Raw genomic sequence first — 12,274 nt, forward strand, 5'->3', positions numbered from 1 at the left:
TCTTTGTGTGTTCATAAGTTGATGAAAGTGAAAGAAAGTACTGTACCTGCCATCGAGCAAATTGACGAAACGGAGAAAATAGATGTGTACGGCGCCCGCGTACACAACCTTCAGAATATAGATGTCAGTATACCACGCAACAAGCTGGTGGTAGTCACCGGCCTAAGTGGCAGTGGTAAATCATCACTGGCCTTTGACACTATCTATGCCGAAGGACAGCGGCGCTACATCGAAACATTTTCGGCCTATGCCCGACAGTTTCTGGGCAATATGGAGCGTCCGGATGTGGATAAGATAACCGGGCTGAGCCCCGTGATTTCCATTGAGCAGAAAACCACCGGTAAAAATCCGCGCTCAACAGTAGGCACCATCACTGAGATTTACGACTTTCTGCGCCTGTTCTACGCCCGTGCCGGCGAAGCTTTCTCCTACAAAACGGGCGAAAAAATGGTGAAATACACCGATGAACAGATCCTCAACCTGATACTTGAACAGTTTGAAGGGCGCAAAGTGTACATTGCCGCCCCACTGGTAAAAGGACGTAAAGGGCATTACAAAGAGCTGTTTGAGCAGATACGCAAAAAAGGCTTCTTGCACGTGCGCATCGATGGCGAGATACAGGAAGTGGTGCATGGCATGAAGGTGGACCGCTACAAAACACATTTCATTGAGATGGTGGTCGATCGCTTTGCCGTCTCACAAAAAGATACCAAACGACTGAAAGAGAGCATCCGCCTGGCTATGCAACATGGCAAAGGCATTATGATGCTGATTGATAAAGACACCGACGAACAGCGCTTCTACAGCCGTCAGCTGATGTGCCCCAGCTCGGGCATATCTTATAACGAACCGGCACCTCACTCCTTCTCATTCAACTCACCACAGGGTGCCTGCCCGAAATGCAAAGGACTGGGCACCGTTGATGAAGTGGATTTTGATAAGATTGTGCCCGATGCCAGTCTGACCATCAAAAAAGGAGGTATTGCACCCCTTGGCAAGTACAAAAACAGCCTGATATTCTGGCAGATTGAGGCTATTGGCGAAAAGTATGGTTTTACGGTTAATACGGCTATTAAGAACATCCCCGAAGAGGCCATCGACATCATCTTACACGGTTCGAGCGAACCGCTGACACTGAAAAACACCCCCCTAGGTTCATCATCGAACTATTACCTCAGTTTTGAGGGGGTGATTAAATACATACTGGAGCAACAGGACAACGACACCTCGATGAAAGCCCGCAAATGGGCCAACCAGTTTATCAAAAACACACAGTGTACCGAGTGTGGCGGACAGCGCCTTAACAAGGAAGCACTGCATTTTAAGATTGACCAGAAAAACATTGCCCAACTGGCCGAGATGGATCTGGGACTGCTGCACGAATGGTTTCAGGGCCTGGAAGACCGCATGACCGATAAGCAGAAGGCCATTGGCTATGAGGTACTGAAAGAGATACGTAACCGCCTGGGCTTTTTAATCAACGTGGGACTCGAATACCTGTCGCTCAACCGCAGCGCCATGACGCTTTCGGGTGGTGAGAGCCAGCGCATACGCCTGGCCACACAGATAGGCTCACAACTGGTGAACGTGCTGTACATACTGGATGAGCCCAGCATTGGCCTGCATCAGCGCGATAACCACCGCCTCATTGACTCGCTTTGTCAACTGCGCGATACGGGCAACAGCGTGCTGGTGGTGGAGCATGACCACGACATGATGATGGCCGCCGACTACGTGGTGGATATGGGCCCGCACGCCGGGCGCCATGGTGGCGAAGTGGTGGCACATGGCACACCCATGCAGCTGCTGCAAAGCAACTCGCTGACGGCCGATTACCTGACCGGCAGAAAAAAGATTGCCGTACCTAAAGATCGACGCGATGGCAACGGCAAAGTGCTATCCATAAAAGGGGCCACCGGACATAACCTGCAGGGTGTGAATGTGAACTTTCCGCTGGGTAAGCTCATTTGCGTCACCGGCGTTTCGGGCAGTGGCAAATCAACACTGGTTAACGAAACCCTCTACCCCATCCTCAACCAGCATTTTTACAAGGCGGTGAAAGACCCGCTGCCATTTAAATCGGTGGAGGGACTGGAACATATTGACAAAGTAGTGGATGTGGACCAAAAGCCGCTGGGACGCACGCCGCGCTCCAACCCGGCTACTTATACCAAGATATTTGATGAGATACGCAAGCTGTTTGCCGAACTGCCCGAGTCGAAGATACGCGCCTACAAACCCGGCCGTTTCTCGTTTAACGTGGCAGGCGGGCGCTGTGAAACCTGCAAAGGTGGTGGTGTGCAGGTCATTGAAATGAACTTTTTACCCGATGTGATGGTTGAATGCCCCGACTGTGGAGGCCGCCGATATAACCGCGAAACCTGCGAGGTACGCTACAAAGGAAAATCCATCAGCGATGTGCTGGACATGACCATTAACCAGTCAGTTGAGTTCTTCCAACACATCCCCAAGCTATCGAAAATACTGAAGACACTGCAGGATGTGGGTCTGGGCTATATCACACTCGGACAACCTTCCACAACGCTGTCGGGTGGCGAGAGCCAGCGCGTGAAGCTGGCGGCCGAACTGGCTAAGCGCGACACAGGCCAAACCATGTACATACTGGATGAGCCAACTACCGGGCTGCACTTTGAGGACATACGGGTACTGCTGGATGTACTGCACCGCCTGGTGGCCAAAGGCAATACGGTGGTGGTGATTGAGCACAACCTGGATGTGATTAAGGTGGCCGACCATGTGATTGATATCGGTCCGGATGGCGGCCGCTTTGGCGGACAACTGCTCTGCTCAGGCACTCCCGAAGAAGTGGCTAAAAACAAAAAGAGTTACACGGCTAAGTATTTGAAGGAGGAGTTGAAAAAATAGTCCGAAAGTCCACAGCACGAAGTCCGAAGTTAGTGCATGGTGCACATAACTGTAAAACTTAAACACAGAGACGCTGAGGCGCAGAGGTTTTTATGTTCGGAGTTTGTGAACGGTATACAAAAGGATGGCAGCTTTTTTAGCAGACTTTCTATTAAGATGCGAGCCCGAGCATCAACTCCTAAACCCTAAACCCTAAACCCTATACCCTATACCCTAAACCCTAAACCCAATAAGATGCAATCCGTAGCCGGCAATCGCTATTAATGAACATTTTTTCATCCTCTTTTCTAAAGTTTGGTGAATAACAGCACATTTGTGGTAATTCTGTTTTATATTAGCATTAACCAAACAAATCCACGAGTGAAAAGCAAAGATACATTCAGCCAATGGCTTGAAGTTGCCTATATTGAGTTTGCGCATTATGGTCCCGAATTCAGCCTTAAAGCGCTGGCAAAAAAAACAAATTTACCCAGAGCCACTTTCTATTATCATTTCGATGATAAAGAACACCTGATTTCTGAACTTCTACAGTACCACAAGAATCAAATCCATCGGTACCAGAAAGACTTAAAGAACGAAGTTAAAGAGTTGATACCAGACCTTTATCAACTCATGTTTAATTACAAGCATGGGATCATGTTTCACCAGCAGCTATTCATACACTGTGATGTAGAGGCATTTTACAGATTATATAAAGATGCCAATGAAACCTCCATTAAAATACTACTACCGCTGATTAAAGCTCTTTTTGATACGGATAAAACAGACAGGGAAATCATCCAATTCTATCATATTCTGACAGACGCCTGGTATATCAGACTAAACGCGAAGCAATTCACAGTGGAATCGATGATTAACCTGGCCACTGACATCATGGAAAATACTTTAGGGTTGTGCGTCAGCCCCTACTATATTGAGGTGCCTGATAGGACAATGAAATAAAAAACAAGAAGGTGGGATTTCATTCACAGTTGCTTAGCCAAAAACCTGACACCCCTGTCTAAGTTTCTATACTGCCTATTTGGTACTTTTGTTTACAGCCCTGTTTATTTGGTCTACATCAATCATTCAGCTTATTGCGTACTTTGATAAAGAACTATTTGGACAGGATGACTTAAACCAGACAAACTATGAAAGTACCAGTTCTTTTGCTCCTTATGATGACTAAATTTCATTGAGCTTAAACATTGGGGCTACTAACACTAGCTCTTCATTCATAAAACAGATAACTCCGGGAACATGTCAGTGCGTGCCAAATGGCGAATCATTTACCTCTGACCGCTACACACCGAAGCACAGTTTTTGGGCGACCGGACAGCGGGTCTTTTCTCTCTCAACTACCGGTTTGGCATACGTGGCAGAACCTGGTTCTCAAAGCAAACAAGCAATTAATAACTTATCTAACTTTTAAACGAATTAACATGAAAAACAAATTTCTACTATTTACAGGCTTAATACTGCTCTTCGCCATTGTATCCTGCACACAGGTGCAAAAGAGCTCTACACAGGATGCCGGCAATGCCATCCCCTACCCTAAAAAAGAGTGGAAGGGTGTGCAAGGCAAAACCCTGGCCGAATCAACCCCTGATTTTATTGGGCAGCCCCAGGCACCCAAAGGGGCACCCAACGTGTTAATCGTTATGCTGGATGATGCCGGCTACTCGAACTCAACCTCATTTGGAGGGGTCATGAAAACACCTACCTTCGATCGCATTGGTGACGAAGGCATACGTTATACCCATATGTCTGTAGCTGCTGTATGCTCACCCACGCGAGGCTCATTATTAACAGGTTATAACATTCACCAGATTGGAACAGGCATTATTTCAGAGTTTGCCACCGGCTACCCGGGCTACAACTCACAAATTGACTACAGCACGCCATCCATCGCCAAAATACTAACCGAAAACGGCTATGCAACAGCTGCCTTTGGTAAGTGGCACAATACTCCCATGGAGGAAGCTTCGCCTGCCGGACCATACGAGAGTTGGCCAAATGGCATCTGGGGCTTTGAATATTTCTGGGGCTTTTTGGGCGGCGAAACCAACCAGTTTCATCCGCTATTGTACGAAAATACTACCGCCATTGAAACACCCAGAACTAATGTGGATGGCTCCACCTTCCACCTGTCGCACGGCATGGCCGATCAGGCTATTAGGTGGCTCGACAACTGGAAAGGCTTACGCGATGCTCCTTTCTTTATGTACTATACACCAGGCGCTGTTCATGCCCCCATACAAGTGCCTAAAGAGTGGCGCGATAAGTATAAAGGCCAGTTTGACGAGGGATGGCATGTTTACCGGGCTCAGCAACTGGAGCGCCAGAAGAAACTGGGACTGGTGCCAGAAGATGCCCAGATGGTGGATTGGCCGGAGTCTATTCCCCAATGGGACTCATTTAGTGAGGAAGGTAAAGAATACCTGGCCCGCCAGATGGAAGTCAATGCGGCCTTTATGGAGCATGTAGATTACCATGTGGGCCGTGTGGTGGACCATATCGAAGCCATGGGCGAACTGGATAACACCCTGGTTATCTACCTGACAGCTGATAACGGCTGCACAGCAGAAGGCACGCCTACGGGTACCTTCTCTGAGCTCCTGTTTCAAAATGCCTTTCCGCCATTGACCATGGAGCAGCAACTGGAAAAATTGGAAGAATTTGGTGGTTTGGAAGAATGGGGAGGCCCTCATATGGCTAACCACTATTCGGTAGCCTGGTCCTATGCCTCATCAACTCCTTTTCAGTGGACCAAACAGATGGCTTCTCACTTTGGCGGTACCATGTCGGCAACAGCAATACGCTATCCCAAAACAATTAAGGCCAAAGGTGAATGGCGCAGACAATTTCAGAATGTAACAGATATTGTTCCCACCATATTGGAAGTAACGGGTGTTCCTGAACCTGATTATGTCAACGGTCAGAAAAAGAAAGCATACCCCGGCAAATCACTTTCCTATGCCTGGAATAATCCGGATGCCCCATCCAACCACCAGACCCAATACTTTGAAATGACCGGCTTTGTTGGTTTATATCACGAAGGGTGGACCATCTGTGGTAAACCCTATCGCGTGCCCTGGTCTGTTGATCCGTCAGCCATGGCCAACTTTGATCCATTGAATGTGGAATGGGAATTATACAATATTGATGAAGATCCTATACAACAGCACAATATTGCCGAGCAACATCCTGAGAAAGTGAAAGAGTTGGAAAAACTATTCTGGGAAGAAGCTAAAAAATATGATGTTTACCCCGTAGGGGGATCACTTGGCAGATTATTGCAACCCGAGTCGAATCCACAGAAAGCGGCTAAAAAACATTGGGAACTAACACCAAATGTGTACCGTGTACCCGAGTTGGCTGGCCCTGAAATTAAATCAACCAATTACGAGATAAATGCTTACATAACGGCCAATAGTAAAACACAAGGCGTCATCTATGCTGTAGGTGAGCATATTGGTGGCCAGACACTGTTTATTAAGGATGGTAAACTTAGGTACAGCTATTCAACCCTTGGCCTTTACTGGCACGACTTTGCTGGTAATGTAAAAATACCACATGGCGATGTAAAAATTACCCTGAAGCATACCATGAAAGAAGCTAAACTAAACGGTCCGTCGTTGGTTGAATTCTTTATCAACGACCAGAAAGTGGGTGAAATGGATATTAAAGCCACGGTTTATGCAGCATTTACCGGCCACGAAACCTTTGATATTGGTCGTGACGAAGGATTACCGGTCAATGAAGAGTATGCGCATTTAGGCAAATTCAAGTTCACCGAAGGGCAGTTGCATAAGGTCGTATTTGACATTGAATGATGAGCAGTCATCAGATACCAGATAATTATTAGACGATGACAAAATGGGTCAGCACATATTCAAAACGATGTGCTGACCTATTCATCAATAGCAACATCTGCTCACTTAGGTTTGTTATTATATATGATCTTCAAATTTATAAAAGCTCATTGATTTGCCACATAACCAACGCAATATGATACACATGAAAACAATTAAAACTCTATTCGTATTCCTTTTGGCAATTACCATGCTATGCTGTAATACGACCACTGGCAAAAAGGCCACTATTGAAACCGACGAAAACGGTTTTGCTGTCCTAACCGATGAGCAAATTGAAAACATTGTAAAACGCTCGTACCAATACGTGGCGATGTACAATGTCAACAATAAATTCGCCCTAGCCGAAACAGGAATGACTACAAGAGGCTATAATAAAGGCCTTAAGAATACAAAACTATTGGACCATACTGTAAAAGCTATTGCCCGCCCAAACAATGATGTATTGTACCAAACGGCAATGCTCGATTTACGCAAAGACGCGGCTGTCTTTCAATTTCCTGCAATGGATTCTAAGTACGTTTCACTGATGGCTACGGGTTACGACCATTACGTAAACGTCCCCCTAAGCACAACAAGTGGAGACTTTAAAGAACCCATTACCGTATTGTTTTATACCCAACGAACAGAAAATTATAAAGGCGAGCCCATTGAAGGAATTGATCAAACTTTTGAAATGACGGGTGATTTTATATCCCTTGTATTAAGGGTGATGCCGCATGCCAACGAACCAGAAAAGTATCAACGAATTGTCGATCAGATTAATTCTATAAAAGGTCTTTCGCTGGCTGAGTTTACAGGAAAAGAAAAACTAGCAGATGATCCAGTTGTTTTTCCTGAATATGGAGCAAGCGATGCCGATATTTTCGCAAACAATCTATTAGAAGTCATGCAGTTTGTATTTAACCATACAACATTCGACGTAAATAATGAATTTGATAAAGCTATTCTGGATGCCTACAAACCTTTGGGAGTTGAACCGGGGAAGACCTACCAGCCAGGTGAAGCTATAAAAATAGATGGGAAGAAATTTGGTGAAATATCGGTAAAGATTAAGAATGAAGAATTGGCCAAAATGAACAACCCGGAAATGACAAAAGAGTTGTTACCCAAGCTTTTTCAAACCAAAGGAAATATGACGCTTGAACCAATGCTTCTTCAATCGGTTGTTGGCCCCATAGGGCTACCTATAAAAGAGGCTACCTATCCACCAGTAGTAACAATGGATGGCTCGCCCATGAATGCACAAAACGACTATGTAATTCAAATGACCAAAGAGGAGCTGCCACCTGCCAATGCATTTTGGTCACTAACCCTTTACGATACAGAAAACGGCTTCTTTATTCCAAACGATTATAAAAAGTATAGCGTTGGCGAAAATGCAGGCATGAAACCGGATGCTGATGGCGGATTAAAGATTTATGTATCTGCAGTAAAACCCAAGGGTGTTCCTGCAGAAAACTGGTTGCCAATCAATCGAAAAGATGAAGGTATAGATATAATACTTAGGATTTATGCACCTGACCTGGATAAAATGAAAACCTGGAAGGCCCCCAAAGCACTAAAACTTTAAACCCATTAACGATGAAAACAAGCCTATTACTACTGATGCTCACCGCATTTAGTGCGGCATTATCGGCCCAGTCGGCCAAAGAGGAGATGGATTACATTCAATCCATTTTTGGCATGGAGAAAAAAGCCATGGTGGCCGAAGTGGTGCAGCCCGATGAGGCAAACATGAGCACGTTTTGGACACTATACGACAGCTATGAAACCCAGCGAAAAGCGTTAGGCCAAAAACGCCTGGAACTGCTGATGACCTATAGCGAAAAGTACGAAGACCTGACGGATGAACAGGCAGCTCACTTTTTAAAGGAGACATTGGCCATCAAACAGCAACACGATAAATTACTGAACGCCTATGTAAAAAAAGTGAATAAAAGCAATGGCCCGGTAACAGCCATGCGCTTTCACCAGGTAGAAATTTACATTTTGAGTGAGATACGCGTGGCTATTGCGGGTGGCCTGCCATTCCCCGACACCCATTAGTCCATAAATGATATAAACCGGGTAAGCTATCAAGCAATAGCCACCCGGTTTATTTTAAACCACCCATATCTGTAAAGCATAATATCATGAAAAAACCCTTGCTGCTACTCCTGTTTATACTGCTTGCCAACACCCTGTGTGCCCAGGTATTAATTGCCCTGTTTTTTGGCGATAAGCTCACCAACGACCAGCTCGAATTTGGCTTAACGGTGGGCATTAACCGCGCCACTATCGTCAACCTGGATGCACGAGGCCCCAATGCCGGACTAAATATTGGTATGTCGTTTCTGTATAAGTTTAACGAGCGCTGGCACCTCAACCCCATGTTGTACTATGCCTTCCCGATGGGCAGTAAGGGCATTGCCGTATACGACACGCCCAATGAGGATTTGAATGCTGTGCTTGAAACGGCCACCGTCAAGCGCAAAATGGCTGGTTTTAGTCTGCCCATCACGGTTCGTCACCGGCTTTTTAACCTCACCTACTTAGAGCTGGGGCCACAGTTCAGCCTCATCACCAAAGCCGAAGATGTGTTTACGGTATCGCTGTTTGATGACGATGATTTATCCTATACAGCCGATGTGTCGGACCAATACAAAAAGATAGATGTGGGATTGACGGTGGGCATTGCACAAAAACTTAAACAAACCAATGGTATCACCATCACCGCCCGTTATTTCAATAGCCTGATGAATATTTCAAAAGCAGCCGATGCGGCCAAACAATACCATTCGGTGATACATGTGGGGGTTATCATTCCATTTGGCCAGCCTAAGGCGGAGGGCTAAAAAAGAAGTGAGTCCGAAGTTCGAAGGTTAGTGCATGGTACACATAACTGTAAAACTTTAAACACAGAGACGCTGGGCGCAGCGATTTTTATGTTCGGAGTTAGTGCATGGTATCCAAAAGGATGGCAGCTTTTTTTTAGCAGACTTTCTATTAAGATGCGAGCCCGAGCATCAACTCCTAAACCCTAAACCCTATACCCTAAACGATGCGAGCTTGATTTAAAAAAGTTCGAAGTCCGAAGATTAGTGCATGGTGCACATTACCGTAAAACTTTAAACGCAGAGACGCAGAGGCGCAGAGGTTTTTATGTTCGGAGTTAGTGCATGGTATACAAAAGGATGGCAGCTTTTTTTTAGCAGACTTTCTATTAAGATGCGAGCCTGATTTAAAAAAGTCCGAAGTCCGAAGATTAGTGCATGGTGCACATAACTGTAAAACTTTAAACGCAGAGACGCAGAGGCGCAGAGGTTTTTATGTTCGGAGTTAGTGAACGGTATACAAAAGGATGGCAGCTTTTTTAGCAGCCTTTCGATTAAGATGCGAGCCTGAGCATCAACTCCTACACCCTAAACCCTATACCCTATACCCTAAACGATGCGAGCCTGATTTTAAAAAGTCCGAAGTCCGCAGCCAGTACATGGTGCCCAGTGCATGGTGCACATAACTGTAAACTTTAAACACAGAGACGCTGAGGCGCAGCGATTTTTATGTTCGGAGTTAGTGCACGGTGTGCAAAAGAAGAATCATTAGAATCGCATCTTTATAGTCAAGGTGCCAATATAGATGCGATCGGTAGAGACAATCGCTGGCAACTTTACACAATAATTTCACCATTCTAACAAACAGAAAAGCGCCCAATAGCTGATACCACATAGCTTGTAGCAACACATACAACTAGTTACACTACTTTTTTATAAACAATACGTTGTATATATCTATTTTATACATATCTTTAACAGTAGTATTTGGGAGTTAACCATAAAAAAAAAAGACAAAACATGGAATTAATTAACCTACCCCGTTTGAAGAATCAAGAACTACAAACCGTTGGGGAAAATTCAATTCGCATTTGCAGTGCTTTCAATGAAGTAACAACAGCCGTTGACAAAGCTGCCAACTCATTAAATTCCTTTAAGAAAGGTATGCAAAAGGATACATCAACCGGCGTACCTAAAGCCGAACTAGACAACAAACGCGACCGACTGCTCTACGGTCTTATGCTTAGCATTAAGGCTGAATCTCACTTTCCGCATGATAGTGCAACGGCTAAAACAGCCTCCACACTGATTAACATAGCCAATAAATATACTGGCATTACACGCATGTCGTATAACGAGCAAACAGCAGCCATTGATAACCTGCTTGAGGAAATCTCAAAGCTAGGTCTATCAGCTGAAGTACTCCCTTTTGTACACCGCTGGCTGGAGCCTATCAGCAATGCCAACCTGGCTTTTAAAGCAGGTCATGAGGCCTTTATTGAAGGCAATGTCAAATTATCGGGCACCAGTGCAGCCAGTTATGTGGCACCTCAGCTGGCTGAGGACTTGCAAAACCTGTACACCCTTATGTTTGCTTATGCTAAAATAGGTAACAACCAAGCCATCATTGATGCCTACCAGGAACTGGAGTTCCTGATTAATTCAGTCAACTAATCTATTAACATTACTCCCGAAAGCTAATTAGCCAATGCCTGAAGCAATGCTTTGGGCATTGTTTTTATACCGATTTAATATCGAAAAGAGCCTTGGGTTCACGTACCCCAAAAGACTCTTTTATTTATTAGAGACCCTGCAATATGTTACTGCAGCCATGCGCAAATCATTACAAAGCTGCAAAACACCGCTGTAGCCATGCACAAGCCATTACAAGCCTGCAAAACGCTGCTGCAGCCATGCGCAAGCCATTACAAAGCTGCAAAACCATGCTGCACCCATGCGCAGGCTATTACAAGTTTGCAAAACGCTGCTGTAGCCATGCGCAAGCCATTACAAAGCTGCAAAACACCGCTGTAGCCATGCGCAAGTATTTGTAGAATCCCCAGCTAGCCGATTAAAGGCTGTTCATTAAAGTGTGTAAAGCAATGAAATTTAAACACAACTGCATTACCTCACATTCCAGCCTAATTATACATGTGAGTGAGGCTATTTTTGTTTTTATGTGGTATATTACATAAAGTTATTAAAGCAACAGAGCCATGTCCACCAAACCAACAGTTACGCTGCAAAAATGCACGCATCGAAATCAAGCTATTGTGGCTTTTCGATTTGAATATGACAAAACACTTATCGAACACATCAGAAAGTTGCCGCACATGCGCTGGAGCCAAACTCAGCAATACTGGTATCAGGCAACTGCGCTTTTTAATTTAAATACCGTATTTGAATACCTTAAGCCTATAGCCTACGTTAACTATGCTCCTCTTTACAATACGCCTGCACCAGAAGCAACTCTTCAGCCACCAGCCAAACCTAAATATGCTCATCGTCAAACAATTGAACTACCCCATGGCTACGCCCAAAAGCTCGAACAAAAGCGCTATAGTGAGAGCACCCAAAGAACATATGTAGCCTATTTTAAAGATTTTGTTTATGCGATGAATGGCAAACCATTAGATACCATTAGCGAAGAAAGAATTAATGCTTACATACTAAGCCTTATTAAAGAGCATAATATCTCATCGTCGCAACAAAACCAGC

The 12,274-nt window shown here is 45.0% G+C and carries 9 protein-coding genes; all 9 read left to right on the forward strand.

Going from position 1 to position 12,274, the window contains the following annotated elements; translation table 11 throughout:
• Positions 1 to 21: 21 nt before the first annotated feature.
• Positions 22 to 2,886, forward strand: coding sequence for an excinuclease ABC subunit UvrA (uvrA, locus tag KDU71_RS21230; RefSeq protein ID WP_212193131.1), 2,865 nt, complete (start codon positions 22 to 24; stop codon positions 2,884 to 2,886).
• A 360-nt stretch (positions 2,887 to 3,246) separates the two neighbouring features.
• Complete coding sequence (locus KDU71_RS21235) at positions 3,247 to 3,828, forward strand: TetR/AcrR family transcriptional regulator (RefSeq protein ID WP_212193132.1); 582 nt, start codon at positions 3,247 to 3,249, stop codon at positions 3,826 to 3,828.
• Positions 3,829 to 4,307: 479 nt separating this feature from the next.
• Positions 4,308 to 6,701, forward strand: a complete 2,394-nt coding sequence (locus KDU71_RS21240) for a sulfatase-like hydrolase/transferase (RefSeq protein ID WP_212193133.1) — start codon at positions 4,308 to 4,310, stop codon at positions 6,699 to 6,701.
• Between the two features lie 184 nt (positions 6,702 to 6,885).
• Positions 6,886 to 8,313, forward strand: a complete 1,428-nt coding sequence (locus tag KDU71_RS21245) for a DUF1214 domain-containing protein (protein WP_212193134.1) — start codon at positions 6,886 to 6,888, stop codon at positions 8,311 to 8,313.
• 11 nt (positions 8,314 to 8,324) lie between these two features.
• Positions 8,325 to 8,789 carry a hypothetical protein gene (locus KDU71_RS21250; RefSeq protein WP_212193135.1) on the forward strand — a complete coding sequence of 155 codons (465 nt, stop codon included), beginning with the start codon at positions 8,325 to 8,327 and terminating at the stop codon, positions 8,787 to 8,789.
• Between the two features lie 86 nt (positions 8,790 to 8,875).
• Positions 8,876 to 9,577, forward strand: coding sequence for a porin family protein (locus tag KDU71_RS21255; RefSeq protein ID WP_212193136.1), 702 nt, complete (start codon positions 8,876 to 8,878; stop codon positions 9,575 to 9,577).
• A gap of 999 nt (positions 9,578 to 10,576) precedes the next feature.
• On the forward strand, positions 10,577 to 11,230 hold the full coding sequence (locus tag KDU71_RS21260) for a DUF6261 family protein (protein ID WP_212193137.1): 654 nt from the start codon (positions 10,577 to 10,579) through the stop codon (positions 11,228 to 11,230).
• Positions 11,231 to 11,373: 143 nt separating this feature from the next.
• On the forward strand, positions 11,374 to 11,610 hold the full coding sequence (locus tag KDU71_RS21265) for a hypothetical protein (protein WP_212193138.1): 237 nt from the start codon (positions 11,374 to 11,376) through the stop codon (positions 11,608 to 11,610).
• Positions 11,611 to 11,772: 162 nt separating this feature from the next.
• The coding region (locus KDU71_RS21270; protein WP_212193139.1) for a phage integrase N-terminal SAM-like domain-containing protein at positions 11,773 to 12,274 on the forward strand (502 nt) is incomplete at its 3' end.

The sequence above is a fragment of the Carboxylicivirga sediminis genome (assembly GCF_018156225.1).
Taxonomy (GTDB): domain Bacteria; phylum Bacteroidota; class Bacteroidia; order Bacteroidales; family Marinilabiliaceae; genus Carboxylicivirga; species Carboxylicivirga sediminis.

Bases quoted from the DNA above. Each gene is read 5' to 3' on its own strand.
- KDU71_RS21245 (WP_212193134.1), top strand. From the start codon at position 6,886: ATGAAAACAATTAAAACTCTATTCGTATTCCTTTTGGCAATTACCATG.
- KDU71_RS21265 (WP_212193138.1), top strand. From the start codon at position 11,374: ATGTTACTGCAGCCATGCGCAAATCATTACAAAGCTGCAAAACACCGC.
- uvrA (WP_212193131.1), top strand. From the start codon at position 22: ATGAAAGTGAAAGAAAGTACTGTACCTGCCATCGAGCAAATTGACGAA.
- KDU71_RS21260 (WP_212193137.1), top strand. From the start codon at position 10,577: ATGGAATTAATTAACCTACCCCGTTTGAAGAATCAAGAACTACAAACC.
- KDU71_RS21255 (WP_212193136.1), top strand. From the start codon at position 8,876: ATGAAAAAACCCTTGCTGCTACTCCTGTTTATACTGCTTGCCAACACC.
- KDU71_RS21240 (WP_212193133.1), top strand. From the start codon at position 4,308: ATGAAAAACAAATTTCTACTATTTACAGGCTTAATACTGCTCTTCGCC.
- KDU71_RS21250 (WP_212193135.1), top strand. From the start codon at position 8,325: ATGAAAACAAGCCTATTACTACTGATGCTCACCGCATTTAGTGCGGCA.